This is a genomic window from Caballeronia sp. LjRoot34 (assembly GCF_964253815.1).
In the GTDB taxonomy this organism is placed as follows: Bacteria; Pseudomonadota; Gammaproteobacteria; order Burkholderiales; family Burkholderiaceae; genus Caballeronia.
Genome location: NZ_CAXUSB020000002.1, coordinates 2,421,536 through 2,438,166, shown reverse-complemented (window position 1 = coordinate 2,438,166; position 16,631 = coordinate 2,421,536). Strand labels below are relative to the sequence as shown.

Here is a 16,631-nt window from a genome sequence, read left to right as displayed (position 1 = left end):
AGTCCTGAACGGCCTGCATATATATGCCGTAAAACGCGAATATTTACGGGATTTTTTCTTGTTATCAACCGACGAGCAATCCTACACTTCTGGCAACTGATGAGGCCGGAGGTGTCATGTCGAAGCAACGCACAGCAACGAAGAATCACACGCGTATCAGCTACGTTCATCGTGGCGTAGGCAGCGTAGTACTGAGGCGCTTTGATCCAGCATGTGATTCGTTCGATGAGTTGACCCTGATGCTGCACCGCTCGTTTGCGCGGCTTGGCGGCATGGGGCTTAATTGCACATGCGTTGACCAGTCCGCGCTTGTTACCCGCGCGCGTGCCATGCGCGGCGATTGTTATGTCGCGGTATGCAACGGACGGCTGGTTGGAACCATGACGCTTTACGCACAGGATTGCGAGTCGTTATGCGGGTTTTATCGGCGGGATGATATTGCGAGCGTTCGCCAGTTCGGCGTCGATCCTGCCTATCAGAGCAGGGGGATAGGGAAGTCGTTATTGGCCTATGCGGATCACTGGGCCGCTATTCGCGGTTACGCTGAGCTTGCGCTGGATACACCGCAACCCGCTGCACATTTGATTGCGTTTTACCGGGGCCAGGGCTTCCGGATAGAAAACTTCGTCAGGTTCGCGGGCAAGCTGTACGACAGCGCGATTCTGAGCAAACCGCCAGTCGCTTTCCGCCACCTTGCCACGTGGTCGCGCCGTCTTGAACTGCCGCAAGCGAGGGTTGCTCACGCGGCATGACAGACAGGCCGCACTCATGCTTCAGGTGCGGCCTGTATCAAACCTTGCTTTGAAGGCTGCGTTGAAACCTGCGTTGAAACCTAAAAATCAGACCTTTACGACCGAGGCCTGATAGATCTCATCGACAGACGTTGCCAGCGTTGCGTCGAACTCGCTGTCGCTCATCGACTTCTTGAGTTCGTTGATCAACGCCCGGGAGAAGCTGGCGATCATGCCGTGATTCTTCGCGAGGCGCGTGCACGCGTCGGTCCGCGCGTAGCCGCCCGAGAGTGCCACCACGCGCACGACGGCCGGGTGCTCGATCAGCGGGCGATAGAGATCCGTCACGTCCGGGATGGTCAGCTTGATCATGACCTGGCTGCCATCGGGCAACGCCGCGAGGCCCTTGAGCAGCTCAGCCAGGAGGATGGTTTCCGCTGCCGCCTTGTCCGGGCTGTTGATCGACACCTCGGGTTCCAGGATTGGCACGAGACCGTGCGCCTGGATTTGCGCGGCGACTTCAAACTGTTGCTTGGCGATTGCCGCGATCCCTTCCTGCGACGCATGGTCGATAACCGAGCGCATCTTCGTGCCGAACACGCCCAGCTTGACCGCCCGCTCGAGCAGCGGGTCCAGCCCGGGGATCGGTTTCATCAGACGCACGCCGTTCGCTTCTGCTTCGAGCCCCTTGTCCACTTTCAGGAAAGGAACGACGCCACGGTCTTCCCACAGGAAGGCCGGAACGGACTTTCCTTCTGCCTGTCCGTCCATGGTGGCTTCGAAGAGAATGGCGCCGATGACCTTGTCGCCGGTGAAGGCGGGTGCGGTCATGATGCGTACCCGCATCTCGTGCATCAGCTTGAACATCTCAGCGTCGCCGCTGTAGTCGCTCTCCGGAATTCCATACGCCCGCAGGGCGCCGGGAGTGGATCCGCCACTCTGGTCGAGGGCCGCGATAAACCCCGGTTTGTTACTCATTTGCGCCAGCATCTTGTCATTAGCCACGTACGTTTCTCCCTCTTAACTATCAAACACCGGACCAAGGATCTCTGGTCTGGACCATTGCTTTCGATGTAATAAGTGTACTGGATCGGTGGGTCAGCTTCGAAAACAAACAAACGACGATCGACCGCTTTACCCGATCGCACCGGGCAGGCGACTGCCGGATACGGCCGCCGAAACGGCGACGCGTCAGTTTACCCGTCTTCGATTCCCGCATAAGCGTTTGAATTTTCAGAAGTTCGTTCGCTTATGGTCGCGGCCCTCAAAGCCGCAAGTTTATTTCCATTTGCTGTTTTATCGCGATTTGTAAAAGCGAACTAACGGACGTCACAATTCAGTGCAACCGGTTGCATCGCTTAGACGCGCCGTACGCGAAACGCACGCAGGCGCGCGCCGATTTTACTTCGTCGGCTTTGGCCGCACTTCTTCAGATGGCGCGTTCATTCGATCCTGCTTGCTCACCGGACTGCGCTGAAAGGCTGGTCGCGAGACGGTCCTTGAGCCGCAAGAACGGTGCCTCAATCAAAAAGCGACTGAACGTTGCCGCCGTGAAAGCTTCGAGTATGCCGAGCAGGAACGCGTGGGTGATCGGCAGGTTCACGTTCGAAAAAGCGGCTGCGTCGGTACAAGCTGCGGCGGAAGCGGGTCCTTGTTACCGCCGCGGATCGCTTATCGCGTCGGGCACTGACTGACTCGAGCACTGACTGGCTCGAGCCGCCTGGACATACGCGTGGAAATCTTTTTAAAGATTTGGAAAGAACTCGCCGGACGCGCGTGTTGCTCGCCGTTTCACCCGTGGCGGAAGTGCGCAACCATGACTGCGTGAATACACGATGTCCAGCCCGGGCAACACGCGGTTGCCATGTCGCATCGCGCTTCCTGACGCTTGCCTCCAGCGGGCAGTTCACGGGCGGTTCTCATGCAGGCTCAAAAACAAACCTGACGTACGGAGCATTTTAATGTCGACGATTTCCAGCGCGTCCAGCGCTTCGAGCGTACCCACCTCGGCCAACGCCATCTCGACTGCCGCCGACACGACGGCTGCCGCCAACGCGGCCAGGGCATCGGCCGCGCAGTCCGTCATCAGCGGCTCGACGGGCAACGCGTCACTGGATGTGTCGTCGCTGGTCACGAGCCTCGTCAATGCGAAGGTGGCGGGCCAGACTGGCTCGCTGATCGCACGGCAGCGAAACGACAACACCAAACTCTCGGCGATCGGTGCTTTGCAGGCCGGGTTGTCGGCGTTGCAGGCGGGCATTGCGCCGCTGTCGAACGGTACTGCTCTTGGACAGTTCACCGTGACTGCGGATGGCACGGGGCTGACGGCGAGCGGCAGCAGCGGCGCGGCGACGGGCAGCTATTCCATCGCGGTGACGCAAATTGCCAGCGCGCAGACGCTCTCGTCGGCCGCGTTCGGCGCAACAACCGCACTGGGCACCGGCACGATGAACGTCTCGGTCGGAGACAAGTCGATGAGCGTCGACATCACGTCGGCGAACAACACCGTGAGCGGCATTGCGAGCGCGATCAACTTGTCGTCGAGCAATCCCGGTGTCACGGCAACTGTCGTGAGCGGCACGGACGGCGCGCACTTGATCTTGCGTTCGTCGGCCACGGGTGCATCGAACACGATTGACGTTTCAGTGAGCACTGTGACCGACGATGCCGGGCTGTCCAGTCTCGGCGTAACATCCGCGGCCGGTCCCAGCGCCGCGGACCCGTCGACCATTGCGTCGGTGTCGGCCGCCAGTCCGTGGACGCAGACCGAATCCGCCAAAGATGCCATGTTCGCCATCGACGGCACGGCTGGCACGAGTTCAGGCAACACGGTGACCACCGCGATCGAGGGTGTCACGCTGAATCTGACTGCGGCGGCCATTGGCGTGCCTGCCGGCACGCCGCAGACGCTGACCGTGGCACAGGACACCACGTCGGCATCGACCGCCATCAACAACTTCGTCGACCTCTATAACACCCTGGTCACGACCTATGGCCAGGTTGCCGGTTTCGATAGTTCGAAAGCCAAGGGCGCGCAAGGCGGCCCGTTGCTCGGCAACTCGATGTTCAACACGATCAAGAGCACGCTCGCAAGTATTGTGAGCGGTGGCGTCAAGAACGGCAGTTCCAGCATCTCGCTCGGTGCAATCGGCATTGCTCTGAACAAGGACGGGACGCTTACCGCCGACAGTACGAAGATGGCCAGCGAACTGACGAGCAATCCGGAGGGAATGGCGGCCCTGTTCAATTCGACGACCGGCGTGGCCGCGAAGATGACAAAGAGCCTTAATGGATTCCTGGGAGAGGGCGGGCTGATTGCGAATAACCAGGACCCGCTCAACGCGGACCTCAAGGGCATCGGCACGCAGCAGGACACCTTGGCGAGCTACGCGGCCCAGTTGACTCAGCAGTACCAGGCGCAGTTCACCGCGCTCAACACGGTCATGGCGACGATGAACAAGAATTCGCAGTACCTGACGCAACTGTTCGGAGGCACCGACAGTGCTGGCACGCTGGCGAAAGGCAAGGGCGGTTAATTGGGGAGGTGGCGATGTTATCAGGTGATGTTATCGGCGGTTCCCGCGCCGCCAGGTGTTCCTCGTAAGTGTCCGCCGCATCAAAGGGCGCGACGGCCTCCGCGAGCATCGACACGGTTCCACCGCGCGGGGCCATCAGCTTGTCTTCTCGGTCCGTCTTCTGGCGCGTCGATGCCATCCGCGCGTTGCTGCAAATCCCTTGATGCAAAGCCCCATGTAAGTCACCTGCCCGCGCCCGTCCTTTTATTGAGATGGACGCGCGGGAAAGTGCGTTAGCGTCAACCCGTCGCAACAACAAAATAACTGAGATGACGGACGATTATTTCCACTATCGGGGCACGCGGTACAAGCTGGAATCAGCGTGTTTTTACAGACACAACGCAGAAGTCCTTGCCGAATCAAAGGCCGCTCAAGAGATGTTCGATGGGGTGAACTCTTTTCGTCTGGCTGAGAATGAACAGTTCATCAAACACGCGAAGCGTTATCTAAGAACTTCGAACAGAACGCAGAGCGCATCGTCAACCGTGTTTGAAGTGAGCATCGGGATACGACGGGGCGATATTCTGGTGGTAGAAAATCCCGTTGGAGGCCGCGCGGGGTCGTATTCAGGAGGGTCAGTGCCACCAGCCGAGCCGGTGTATCGACCGCGTGCGATGACGCCAAGGCAGGCGTTCGGGTCAGGTGCGCTTGCTCGTTCGGGCTTGGCGGCGCAATCGGGGGGATACGGCGGGGAGCTTGGCGGCGTGGCGTCAGGTGCGGCACCTTACGCACAAAGCGCCGTTAGCGCGGTTTCGAGCGGTGGCGGGCGCTTAGATGCGCTCGTAGGCGGTATTCAAGCGCTCGCGACGCTGGCGAGCATGGGCGTGATACGGCCCAGCGAGACAGGAAGCGGAATTGATATAGGGGAGGTAACAGGCATCGGCGGCGGGTCAACCGCGCTAGGCGATGCCGCGCCGTTTGAGTTCGTCAAGAGCGCAACGGGCGATGATGTATTGTCTATGGCGGCGCGCGGCTTTGGCGAGTCAGTCGAGGCGGATTGCTTCTACCAGTACGAAAGGGATATGGACATATGTAATGCGCTCGCGGGCATGATGGGCAGCGGAATGCGCGGCCTGGCACTGTGCAAGCAAAATGCTTTTCAAGACTATCAAACGTGCAGGGGATTTTAGTATGACCACATTGGCAGCAACCTCGCTCGTCGTGTCCTATTCGCCGGATGACGAAGCGATCAAAATTCAGAATATGGAGAGCGCCCCGATCGAGGCGCTGGATATAAAAAAGCTTACGTTCCCGATTTTTCTGGATGAATTTAACCATCGTCTCGATGACGAATTCGCACGACGGCTAGGCGCTAGTCTTATCGCCGCGCTGGTTGTATCGCACCCCGAACTAAAACAGTATGTTTTCGTCACACCAGCGCCCGATGGCGGCATAGCAGGATCGGCTGATCCGTCGCCTGATTAGCGTTGCCGTTTGCCGGCTGTCTTTTTGGGATGGCGGCAGCGTAAAGTGCGTTAGCGTAGCCCCGTTGCAACCAAAGGAGACGCAACCGCATGACAACGGAACTAACCCGCTATAACGGCTATCGGTACGTGCTACGCAAGGGGCGAAGCTTCACCGACGACGCCGAAAAAATCAAAGCGGGTCGCGCTATGCTGATGTACGTCGATATGTATGTTTGGGAATCGAACGCATTGCTTGTGGCGCGCGTCGAATCGTTCTTGCAGGGAGGCTTCTCGTGGTATTCGAAATCGCCGAAAGGCGGACGGGAAACCCTTCAAACGTTGCTCTCTTACGTGCGTGATGGCGCGGTGATTGTCTTGGAGGAAGAGGGCGCGACCACCAGCGTTTTCGAGAACGGCGGCTTTACGCTTGACTCGCCAGCGCGAGAGACGAGGCGAGACACGCCGTCGCGCGACTACGAGGCGTGGTCAGCGCAATATCACGCCGAGCGGCGAGCGGAAACTCTGGCAATAGAGAAGCGCGAACGCGCAGCGATTTTGAGCGAGTCGGGCTTTCCAAAGCACATCGAAACGATAGCCGAGGCTGGCGCGCGAAACATAGCCGCCCGCGCTGCATCGGCCTTGCTTGCGTCAGTTGCGTCCTTCACATCTTCAGCGGATCAAGCCTTCGACCTTGGCGAAGTAACCGACGCTAGCACCGGGTCAACGCCGTTGGGCGATGCCTCGCCGTTTGAGCTTGGCGATATGCCCAGCTTTGGCGATAGTTTCGACATTGCGAAAACGCCTAATCGTGGCGAGCCGGGAACTTGGTACACAAACCCCGGGAGTGGGCAAATGCGTTTATATGGCGATACCGGTGCGCCTGTTGTCGATTTCGACTTCGATCACGATCACGGGCAAGGGGTTCCGCATGCGCACAACTACGGGCCACCCGGCCCATTGGGTGAATTCAACCGCGAGACGGGGCGTAGTTTCTCCCTCGTCCCGTGGTAACACAGCAGAGACAAAGCGAAATGAACACGAAAAAAAATTACCATGACGCGGATTTTATCGGCCTGCACTACACACGAGCCGAGCGACGCTTAACGCTAGATTTTCAGCTTGTGAGTGGTGAATTGGCGGTCGTTTGTTGCGAGGAAGTATCGGTGTTTCGGCTTGGCGAGATGGGATTGCAGAACGTCACTTCCCGTTTGCTAATTTCGTCAGAGAGGGAATTTCAACCGAACGATATCCGCGAACGTATCAATTGGGCAGCAAGCCGCGAGGGCTGGGAATACACAATGACGGATGAACAGGCCGAGCACTTTATAATTGAGATACGGCAGCAGAAATTGACCGTGCTTGTCTTGGAGCCGTCTATCGGCGCGGAATTGGTTGTAGTCTGCAAGTCGCTTGAACACGTCGCGTAAAGCGGCTTCAGGTAGTCCGCCTACACGTTGCTTGCGGCGTGGCGAGCCTATGCCGCGTCGCTGGCGCTATCGTCGTTAGCGGGTTGCTTCTCAAAACGCCATTCCCACGCTTCAGCGCTGCGTCGAGTTATCAACACCTTACGCGCCCTGGCGCGAAGTTCGACCGGGCCTTCGCCGCTCGCTTGCAGCGCGTAATATCGCGTGTGGCCTATGTGATAGAGCGCACAAAATTCGTTGATGGTGTAAGCGACTTTTTCCGGGATTGTGTCGTCATGACGCGGCCCTTGTCCGTTAGTAAGCGCTCGCGTGTGCTGGTGGCGCTTGGGGTTCAATGTAGCGCGTTACAGTCTCCACGTTTGACGCGTACGGCGGGTATTGTTCCGCTTCCCAAAGGGCACGTACGGGCATTAGCGGCCAAGCGCGGTCACTCCGATGACGGACGAAAAAAGCCCTTCGCGTGAAGGGCTGTGTGTGAGCGGAAACGTGCTAAATCCGGCGTTTCGCGGCCATCGCGTAGTGGTCTGCTTGCGCGGGTTGTTCCGGATGCACGCGAAGCATCTCGACTGCCACCGCGCGGCAATCGGTGCTTAGGTGCGCGTAGCGGAGCGTCATCGTAATGTCGGCGTGGCCGAGCAAGTCCCGGACGGTGTTGATTGGGACGCCCGCCACAACCAAGCGCGACACGAAATCATGCCGGAAGTCATGCCACCCTCCACCGGCGCGAGCGAAATCAACCGATCGGTGATCAGGATTTCTGTGAGTGATCGGTCGAAACGGGCTTCCTTGGGAGTGCTGTTGCACATAGCATCGCGTGATGCGTGCAGTCTCACCCCGGCGATGCTGCAACTACAAACCGAGCCGACGCTCAAAGCCAGCCCCATTTTTCAAACACCAGGAGAGGACGATGCCGGACAATTTCGTGGAGTGCGGCGCAGCGTCTGAAGCGAACCTCATCGCGGCTCAGCAAGCCGATGGCCTGACGCGCGCCGACCCGTCCGTGGCCGGCGTGGATGCCGATGCCATCGTCGCCTTCCTGAACGACGTCGAAGCAGCCGGCCTCGACCTGCACGCCTTCATGCTTCACCGCAACGGCCACGTGGTTGCCGAGGGCTGGCGCTGGCCGTATCGGCCTGACCGGCCGCGAAACCTGCACTCCGTCGTCAAGAGTTTCACTGCATGTGCGATCGGGCTGGCGCTCGAGGACGGGCTTTTCAAGCTCGACGACAAGGTGGTCTCGTTTTTCCCCGAGGTCATCGCGGAACCGGTCCAGCAGTGGTTGACGGAGATGACCATAGAAGACCTCCTGACGATGCGCGTAGGTCATGCGGGCGAAACATCCGGGGCCGAGTGGCGATCGCTGACTACAAGCTGGATCGCGGAGTTCTTCAAGATCCCGATCGTGCAAGAACCGGGAACGGCGTTCCTGTACACGAGCGCTGCCAGTTACATGTTGTCAGCCATACTGAGTCGCGTGACGGGCGTGACGCTGCATGAGTATCTCAAGCCGCGAATTTTCGAGCCGATGGGCATTGAAGGGGAATCCTGGGATATCGGCCCGGACGGCGTCAATCCGGGTGGCAACGGCCTCATCGCGCGAACCGCGGATCTGTTGAAACTCGGCGTGCTGCATGCGCAAAACGGTGTATGGGAGGGCCGGCGGCTGCTTCCCGAAAGCTGGGTCGCCGCCGCAACCAAGGCGCACGGCGAGCCCGTGAAATACGGCTATCACTGGTGGACCCGGCCCGATGGCACATATAGCGCAATTGGCAAGTTCGTCCAGATGACGACGGTGTTCCCGTTGCACGGCGCAACGCTTGCCGTTACGGGCGCGATCAAGGGCAGCGCGAAGTTGTTCTCGCATATCGACCGGTATTTTCCGGCGGCCTTTCGTGATCAGATTGGCGATCACATGGAAGACGGCGCCTCTGCCGATGCGCGGCTCAAAGCGAGACTTGCCGACTGGCAAAGTCCGGATGCCCCGGCAACGTGGAAAGAGCCTTTTCAACGGACCGGTGCTGTCACGGATGGAGTACGCGCACGCGGACAGACGGACCGCTTCCTGATGCAGCCCAACCGCCAGGGCGTGAGCGAATTGCAATTCGAATTCACCGGCGAGACATGCGTATTTCGTCTTACCGACGCGCAAGGCGAACATGTCATTGCCGCCGGGTTAGGCCGGTGGCTGGAGGGTCGCACCGACATGCCCGGCAGCGATCTTCACCACGGTTACCAGTTCCATAACAGTCCGGTCGTCGCGCGTGCATGCTGGCTGGATAACACGCGCCTTCAAATGACCTGGATCTTCCCCGAGACCGCCTTTCGCGATACGGTGATCTGCGAATTCTCGGGCAAGACAATCACGTTCAAGCGCGAAGTGAACATCAACGGCGGTGCGTTGCGGCATGAGGATTTGACCGGCTCAGTCGCGAGTTAGGCCGATACCAACAAGGAAAGTAAGCCCATGGCACGCGTCACGAACCGGCGCCATGCAGCAGGCGTGAATAGGACACCAGCATGCTGGCGAGCTCCTGCGCGACCATGGTCAGCGGCGAAGACCGCCGGCTGATAAGACAGACATCGCGTGGATCGAACACTTCACGAATCGGGATGTTGACGATCGAATTCGAGAACAGCTTCAACTCGACCAGCACGCGCGGCTCGATGGTCAGGTAGTCGGATTCGCAAACAATGTGCAGCGTCTCCAGCAGCGATTCCGCGGTAACAACGATCCTGGGCTCCCCCAGTCCCTCTGCTCGAAAGAGGCTTGTCAGGCGGTTCTCCGCCCCACCGACAATTCCCGCCGGCCGGATGCTGACCCAGTCGCAATCCTTCAGATCGTGAACGGAGGTGACATGCGCCTGGGGGTGACCCTTGCGTGCGATCACGCCCGGCACCGACCGGTAGAGGCGTTCTATGTCGAGATCGACATCGCTGACTTGCGGCGCGAGTGGACACAGGGCGAAGTCGAGCCGTCCGTCGCGGATCTTCTCGATCAGCATCTTCGAATAGCCGCTGGACACATGCACGCGTACGCGCGGAAAGCGGGCAATAAAACGCTTGAGTACCGGCAGCAGGGATTCTGCCAGCGGCTCGGACGTGACACCGAGCGCGATCTGTCCTTCGGGTTCTCCCGATGACTGCTGCATGTCCTGCATCGCGCGTTCGCAATCACGAATGATCGCGTTCGCGCGAATGAGGAAGGTCTCGCCCAGGCTGGTCACGCTGATGCCCTGATGCGAACGGTTCAGCAGCGTCACGCCAAGCTCGGCTTCAAGGCTCTGGATAGCTTGCGTGAGGGTGCTTTGCCCGATGTCTAGCGCTCTTGCGGCAGCACGGAAGCTGCCTTGCTCCACGACCGCGCAAAACACCCGGAGCTGGATCAACGTCATGAAAAACCCTCTGGAATAAGTGCAACGCTCGCCCGGTCCCATGCCATGCAGGCCGGAGCGATGCGTTCGGCTTGTGCAAGCATAGCCTTCCAGAAAGCCAACGTGTACCGCTGAATCCCGATGCCCCGATACCTCAGGCAGCCTGAAAGAGACCGTGTACGCGTTCGTCGCTTTGAGAAGCAGAGCTGGGCGACGCCACGAGCGAGTAGAGGTCCTTGCAGTTCGACGGCTGCGCGATCAGGTCGATCCGCGTGCCAATTCCCTCGGTACGCACGAGATCGTTCAGGTAACGCAGCGCCGAAAAGTCTTCCAGCGCGAACCCGACCGAATCGAATACGGTCACCTGTGCATCTGATTCGCGGCCTTGCACTTGCCCGGCCAGCACGCGCCAGAACTCGATCACGGGCGAGTCGGCGGGCAGCTGCTGGATGTCGCCTTCTATGCGTGTCTGCGGTTCGAACTCCACCATCACGCGGGCGCCGTTCAGCACGTCGGCATGCAATTCGGTCTTGCCGGGACAGTCACCGCCCACGGCGTTGATATGCATCCCCGCTTCAATCATGTCGGGCGTGAGAATGGTCGCGTTGGTTTTATCGGCGGTCACGGTGGTGACAATATCGGCGCCTTGTACGGCCTCGCGTATCGATGCTGCGCGCGTGAGCGTCAGCCCCTTGATGCCGGAGAGGTTGCGAATGAGTTTCTCGGTAGCGGCAGGGTCCGTGTCGAACACATGAATATGCTCGATGCCCAGCATATTCTTGAACGCCAGCGCCTGGAACTCGCTTTGCGCGCCATTGCCGATCAATGCCATCGACTTCGATCCCGGCCGCGCAAGGACACTTGCGGCGAGCGCGGAGGTGGCCGCCGTGCGCAGCGCCGTCATGATGGTGAACTCGCTGAGGAGCAGGGGGAAACCGGTGGCAACGTCGGCGAGTACGCCGAACGCCATCACGGTCAGCATGTTGGCGCGGGTATTGTTGGGATGCCCGTTCACGTACTTGAAGCCGTAGAGCGCGTGATCGGCAACGGGCATCAGTTCAATGACACCCTCGGGCGAATGCGCTGCAGTGCGAGGTGACTTGTCGAACTCGGGCCAGCGCAGGTAGTCGGCGCGGATGTAGTCGGCGAGGGTGTGGATGAAGGTTTCCGGGCCGATGGTGCGAAGCAGTTGCCTGATGTCGTTGACGTCGATATATCGAGTCATGGTGCGTTCCTGAACGATGAAATGAATTTGAGGGGCTACATGGGTGTGTTGAAGTGCGTTGCGTTTTACCGGGTTCGGAAGTCAGGCGCCGAGCAGCTTGCCGGTGCGTTGAGGCGTGGCACCCGTGACGCGGCCAAGCGGATCGCCGTGCTTCACGAAACGCACGTCGCGGCGCATGTAGAACACGCCGCGGGTTTTGCTGTGGACGGTGGTGGTCTCGCCGGTGTTTGCGTCGATCACGTCGAAGAGCGGCTGGCCCACCTCGATTACGTCGCCAAGCTGAGCGCGATGCACGAGGATGCCGCTTACGGGCGCGAGAAACTGTTCGCTGCCGGCAAGAGGGGTTGCTGGGCCGGCAAGCTCGGGCAAGGGCGGCGCAATGCCGTCTATGAAGCCCTGATGCGTGAGGTAGTCGATGATCGCCTGCGCGTCCTGCCGCGCCATCTCATACGAGACATCACGCTGCCCGCGATGCTCGAGCGTGACGGATACCGTGCCGGTCGGAATCGGATAGCAGGCACCGAATTGCTGCTTCAGTTGCCACCATGTCAGGCTCTGCGCTTCATCGAAGGAGTTGGCGCCGGAGTCGTACGCCAGCAGCGAAGCCACCGCACCGAGATACCGCGCAAGCGGTTCGGCCTCGTTCCAGATCGCCTGGCCGGTGTAGATATGCATGGCGGCTTCGCGCGAGCAATGCAGGTCCAGCACCACGTCCGCATCGTGTGCCAACAGCATGAGCTGGCGTTGCAAGCCGTCGAACAATGTGGCCGGTTGCTGCGCGGTCAGCGCTGCTTTCCAGGCTTGACGAATGATGACGAGATTTTCGTTCACATCTTGCGTGAGCCTGCCTTCGAGCGTCGCCGCAATCTTGCCGGCGAGCATCGGGAAGTCGCGGTTGTAGTTGCGGCCGCTCGCGAACTCGAAACGGCCGACGGGCGCGCCGAACAACCACTGGCTCAGTCCAAGCGGATTGGCGTTGCAGACCAGCACGATTTCGCCCCGAAGCTTGCCGTCGTCTTCTAGGCGGCGCAACTGTTCGAGCAGCGTGAGTGCAACCATCACGCCCGGCGTTTCATCGGCATGCAGGCCGGCCTGGATGTATACCTTCTTGTTACCAATCGTCCCGAACTGCTGACTTGTCAGATGGTACGCGGCGCCAGCAGTCGCGTGGGGCAAGGCATGGGAAGTGCTGTTCATGGGAAGAAAAAGGGCTCGTAGTGGCGGCAAGGTCATCTTACGGGGAGTTCACGCGGCGCAGAAGGCGGTCTGACCGATCGGGATCAGGCTGGCAGATCGCCCGCCGCACGAACCAGATTGCGGGTTTGTTTCGCCATCGCGATCAGGCGCTCGTCCCCCGCAGAAGGCGCGAGTAAGACAAGAGCATGCTCACAAGCTCATGCGCAACCGTGGTCAATGGCGATGCGCGGCGGCTGATGAGGCAGACGTCACGCGGATCGAACGCTTCGCGAATCGGGATGGTGACGAGCGACGGTGAAAACAGCTTGAACTCCGAGAGTACCGCTGGCTCGATGGTCAGGCAGTCGGTTTCGGAAACAATGTGCAGCGTTTCCAGCAACGACTCCGCCGTGAAGACGATTCGTGGAACCCCGAGCGCTTCCGCCTTGAAGAGACTGATCAGACGGTTTTCCGCACCACCGGCAATACCCGCAGGCCGGATACTGACCCAGTCGCATTCCACCAGCTCACGCACCGTGGTGACATGCGCTTGCGGATGACCCTTGCGCGCAATCACGCCCGCGTCCGACCGGTACATGCGCTCGATGCTGAGATCGACATCGCTTACATGGGGTGCAAGCGGACACAGCGCGAAGTCGAGCGCGCCATCGCGGATTTTTTCGATCAGCATCTTCGCGTAGCCGCTGGACACATGCACCCGCACGCGCGGAAACCGTTCGATGAAACGCTTGAGTACCGGCAGCAGGAATTCCGCAAGCGGCTCGGAGGTCACGCCGAGTGCGATGTGTCCCTGTGGTTCTTCCGTCAAAGGCCTCATGTCCTGCGTGGCACGCTCGCAGTCGCGGATGATCGCATTGGCACGGACCAGGAAATTTTCACCCAGAGCGGTCAGGCTGATGCCTTGGTGCGACCGGTTCAGCAGAATGACGCCCAGCTCCGCTTCGAGGCTTTGGATGGCTTGGGTCAGCGTGCTTTGCGCAATGTCGAGCGCTCTTGCTGCCGCACGAAAACTGCCTTGTTCGACGACCGAGCAAAATGCCCGAAGCTGGATCAGCGTCATGACGAATGCACTGCTTCAAGCGCGATGCGGTGATCCACAAAAGTTGGTGTGGACCTGAGCGCAGGCGCTGCGACGTCGACCAGCACAGGCATGTCGCGTCCCGCCAGCTCGGCGTTGAAATACCTGCGGGACGGATCGATGTCGTCAGGGACCGTGCGCGTGATGACCTTGAAGCCATCATCGCGATTGCCTCGCAGCTCGGGCACGGCTTGCAGGAGTCTGCGGGTGTAAGGATGGCTCGGGTTATCGAAGACGGCATCGCGCGTTCCCTCTTCAACAATATGGCCCCGGAACATCACCAGCACGCGGTCGGCAATCTGCTCGACCACGCCGAGATCATGCGATATCAGCAGACACGCAAACCGGTAGCGCTGCTGCAGCGAAACGAGCATGTCGAGGATCTGCTTCTGCACGGTGACATCGAGTGCTGACACCGGCTCGTCCGCGATGATCACGGCAGGTCTGCTGGCCAGTGCGCGTGCAATCGCCACACGCTGGCGCTGGCCGCCGGAGAGCTGATGGACGAGGCGGCCGGCGAACTCGCCCAGGCCCACGTCATCCAGCGCGTCTGCGACCCGCTGGGCGCGTTGCGCGCGGCTCAGGGTCTTGTCGAGGCGTAGCGCCTCGCTAATGAGCGCGTCGACCCGCATGCGTGGATCGAGCGAGGAGTAGGGATCCTGGAACACCATCTGGACCGAGCGGCGCGCGGCCTGCATGGCCTCATGCCCCGCGTCGAGAAACTGCCGGCCGTTGAGCAGAATCTGCCCTTGCGCGGTGGGCGCAAGCCCGAGGATCGCCTTGGCGATACTGGTTTTCCCGCTGCCCGATTCACCGACGATCGCCACGGTCTCACCCGCCTGCACGCTGAACGATGTCGGATGCACGGCCCGCGCGAGAATCTTCCTGAACCACAAGCCCGGCACCCGGTAATCGATCGCCACGTCCTTCACTTCGATGACCGGCGGGGTGGATGAGCCTGGTGCGCTCAACGCGTTCTCGGTATCGGCTCGCCTTGGCAGCGCTTCGAGCAGCTTCAGCGTGTATTCATGCGAGGGCCGTGCCAGTACCGTCGCCACCGCGCCGGTTTCCATGACGGCCCCGCGTTGCATCACGAGCACTTGTTCCGTATAAGCCGTTACCAACGCAAGATTGTGGCTGATGAAGATCAGCGCGGTGCCTTCCTCGCGCGTGAGTTCGATCATCAGGTCGAGCACTTCTTTCTGCACCACGCAATCGAGGGCTGTCGTCGGCTCGTCCGCGATGAGAAGCTTGGGGCGCAGCAACATGACCGCGGCGAGCAGGATGCGTTGCCGCATGCCGCCGGAAAACTCGTGCGGGTATCGTTTCATGCAGCCAACCGGATCCCGCACGCGAACCCGTTCGAGCATGGCGATAGCCTGCAAACGGGCCGCGTCGCGCGCGATGGAACGCCGCCGCATGAGCGCCTCCGTCAACTGGTCGCCAATGCGGATGGCCGGGTTGAGCGAGACCATGGGCTCCTGAAACACCATGCCAATGCCTGTGCCGCGCGTAGCCAGCCATTGCGCCGGCGTATTGCCGAGGACGTCACGATCCTCGAAGCTGATGGTCCCCGAGACGATCTCCGCACGTTCGGGCAACAAGCCGAGCAACGCGCGGCCGACCATGGTCTTGCCGCTGCCGGACTCGCCCACGAGTGCAAGCGACTCGCCTGCGTTCAACGTGAAGCTCACGTCGTGCGTGACCTGTTTGATCACGCCTGTTTTGTCGGGGAAACCGATGGTCAGGTTGCTCACCGTCAGCAGTGGGTGTTGAACAGGAGCCGTCATCACATTCCCCCCTTCATGCGCGGGTCGAGCAGATCGCGCACGCCATCGCCGAACAGATTGATGCCGAACAAGGCAAGCGAGATAGCCGCACCCGGAAATAGCACGACCCAGATCGCCTGATCGATAGCCGTGCGGCCGTCGGCAAGCATGCCGCCCCAGGTCGGTTCGGGCGCGGGTACGCCGAGTCCGAGAAAACTGAGCGCGCTTTCGGCAAGCAGGGCCGAGCCGAACAGTGAAGTGGAAAACACCAGCAACGGCGCCACGCAATGCGGCAGGACATGGCGAAGAAGGGTCCATGCGCCGCTATTGCCCATGGTTCGCGACGCGACCACGAAGTCACGCTGGCGCAAAGACAGCGCCGCGCCGCGCGCAATGCGGCTGACTGACGGCGTATAAGCCAGGCCGAGCGCGACCACCACGCCCCATTTCGACGGCCCGACGACCGTCATGATGCCAAGCGCGAGCAGTAAGCCAGGGAACGCCATCAGTGCATCGATCAACATGGCTGCCAGCCGGTCGAACCATCCGCCCGCGTAACCGCAGACGGCGCCTATCGATGTTCCGGCGAGCAGCGCGAACAGCACGGAGCAGACGCTGACGGTAGTGCTGACGCCAGCGCCCGACATGATCCGGGACAGGATGTCACGGCCGAATTCGTCGGTGCCGAACCAGTGATGCAGCGAAGGCGGCGCGTAACGCGCATGAATGTTCACGTCGAGGGGACCGTAGGGCGTATAGACGAGATTGACCACCGCGATGAGCAGCAGAAGGCCGACGAGTACGGCTCCGATCACGAGGTTGGCGCGCCGGGCGCGCTTGGGAGAGGAGGGCATG

Annotated in this window: 16 protein-coding genes; 7 read left to right on the top strand and 9 right to left on the bottom strand. The window is 60.5% G+C overall.

The window, feature by feature from the left end:
* Positions 1-116 precede the first annotated feature (116 nt).
* Entirely contained in the window at positions 117-752 is a 636-nt protein-coding gene (locus ACSQ36_RS30430) for a GNAT family N-acetyltransferase (RefSeq protein WP_213764223.1), read from the top strand.
* An 87-nt stretch (positions 753-839) separates the two neighbouring features.
* Here ACSQ36_RS30430 and ACSQ36_RS30425 read toward each other — a convergent pair whose 3' ends face one another.
* Together ACSQ36_RS30425 and ACSQ36_RS30420 are read right to left on the bottom strand one after the other, a co-directional pair.
* On the bottom strand, positions 840-1,736 hold the full coding sequence (locus tag ACSQ36_RS30425) for a fructose bisphosphate aldolase (RefSeq protein WP_213764222.1): 897 nt from the start codon (positions 1,734-1,736) through the stop codon (positions 840-842).
* A gap of 424 nt (positions 1,737-2,160) precedes the next feature.
* Complete coding sequence (locus tag ACSQ36_RS30420; protein ID WP_436184817.1) at positions 2,161-2,334, bottom strand: hypothetical protein; 174 nt, start codon at positions 2,332-2,334, stop codon at positions 2,161-2,163.
* A 358-nt stretch (positions 2,335-2,692) separates the two neighbouring features.
* On the opposite strand from ACSQ36_RS30420, the gene fliD reads away from it, so the two are divergent.
* The 5 genes from fliD to ACSQ36_RS30395 all read left to right on the top strand — a co-directional run bounded on the left by fliD (position 2,693) and on the right by ACSQ36_RS30395 (position 7,139).
* Positions 2,693-4,267, top strand: a complete 1,575-nt coding sequence (gene fliD / locus ACSQ36_RS30415; RefSeq protein ID WP_436184816.1) for a flagellar filament capping protein FliD — start codon at positions 2,693-2,695, stop codon at positions 4,265-4,267.
* Positions 4,268-4,575: 308 nt separating this feature from the next.
* Positions 4,576-5,436: a hypothetical protein gene (locus tag ACSQ36_RS30410; RefSeq protein ID WP_436184815.1), complete on the top strand. Its 861-nt coding sequence runs from the start codon at positions 4,576-4,578 to the stop codon at positions 5,434-5,436.
* A 1-nt stretch (position 5,437) separates the two neighbouring features.
* A complete protein-coding gene (locus tag ACSQ36_RS30405; protein ID WP_436184814.1) occupies positions 5,438-5,731 on the top strand; it encodes a hypothetical protein in 294 nt (97 codons plus the stop codon).
* 89 nt (positions 5,732-5,820) lie between these two features.
* A complete protein-coding gene (locus ACSQ36_RS30400) occupies positions 5,821-6,723 on the top strand; it encodes a hypothetical protein (protein ID WP_436184813.1) in 903 nt (300 codons plus the stop codon).
* Between the two features lie 20 nt (positions 6,724-6,743).
* Entirely contained in the window at positions 6,744-7,139 is a 396-nt protein-coding gene (locus ACSQ36_RS30395) for a hypothetical protein (protein WP_436184812.1), read from the top strand.
* Between the two features lie 486 nt (positions 7,140-7,625).
* Here the strand turns inward: ACSQ36_RS30395 and ACSQ36_RS30390 are convergent, their stop codons facing one another.
* Positions 7,626-7,940 (bottom strand): tyrosine-type recombinase/integrase, encoded by a 315-nt coding sequence (locus ACSQ36_RS30390; RefSeq protein WP_436184811.1) that lies wholly within the window; start codon positions 7,938-7,940, stop codon positions 7,626-7,628.
* A 103-nt stretch (positions 7,941-8,043) separates the two neighbouring features.
* On the opposite strand from ACSQ36_RS30390, the gene ACSQ36_RS30385 reads away from it, so the two are divergent.
* Positions 8,044-9,573, top strand: coding sequence for a serine hydrolase domain-containing protein (locus tag ACSQ36_RS30385; RefSeq protein ID WP_436184810.1), 1,530 nt, complete (start codon positions 8,044-8,046; stop codon positions 9,571-9,573).
* A 37-nt stretch (positions 9,574-9,610) separates the two neighbouring features.
* On the opposite strand, the gene ACSQ36_RS30380 is transcribed toward ACSQ36_RS30385, so the two are convergent.
* The 6 genes from ACSQ36_RS30380 to ACSQ36_RS30355 form a co-directional block, all read right to left on the bottom strand.
* Positions 9,611-10,528 carry a LysR substrate-binding domain-containing protein gene (locus ACSQ36_RS30380; protein ID WP_436184809.1) on the bottom strand — a complete coding sequence of 306 codons (918 nt, stop codon included), beginning with the start codon at positions 10,526-10,528 and terminating at the stop codon, positions 9,611-9,613.
* A gap of 133 nt (positions 10,529-10,661) precedes the next feature.
* On the bottom strand, positions 10,662-11,732 hold the full coding sequence (locus tag ACSQ36_RS30375; RefSeq protein WP_436184808.1) for an ornithine cyclodeaminase: 1,071 nt from the start codon (positions 11,730-11,732) through the stop codon (positions 10,662-10,664).
* An 81-nt stretch (positions 11,733-11,813) separates the two neighbouring features.
* Complete coding sequence (locus tag ACSQ36_RS30370) at positions 11,814-12,929, bottom strand: succinylglutamate desuccinylase/aspartoacylase family protein (protein ID WP_213764213.1); 1,116 nt, start codon at positions 12,927-12,929, stop codon at positions 11,814-11,816.
* A gap of 142 nt (positions 12,930-13,071) precedes the next feature.
* Entirely contained in the window at positions 13,072-13,989 is a 918-nt protein-coding gene (locus ACSQ36_RS30365) for a LysR substrate-binding domain-containing protein (protein WP_213764212.1), read from the bottom strand.
* Positions 13,986-15,797 (bottom strand): dipeptide ABC transporter ATP-binding protein, encoded by a 1,812-nt coding sequence (locus ACSQ36_RS30360; protein WP_436184807.1) that lies wholly within the window; start codon positions 15,795-15,797, stop codon positions 13,986-13,988. The genes ACSQ36_RS30365 and ACSQ36_RS30360 overlap by 4 nt, the downstream gene beginning before the upstream one ends.
* Positions 15,797-16,630 (bottom strand): ABC transporter permease, encoded by an 834-nt coding sequence (locus tag ACSQ36_RS30355; protein ID WP_165104702.1) that lies wholly within the window; start codon positions 16,628-16,630, stop codon positions 15,797-15,799. Before ACSQ36_RS30355 ends, ACSQ36_RS30360 begins: the two co-directional genes overlap by 1 nt.
* Position 16,631 lies beyond the last annotated feature (1 nt).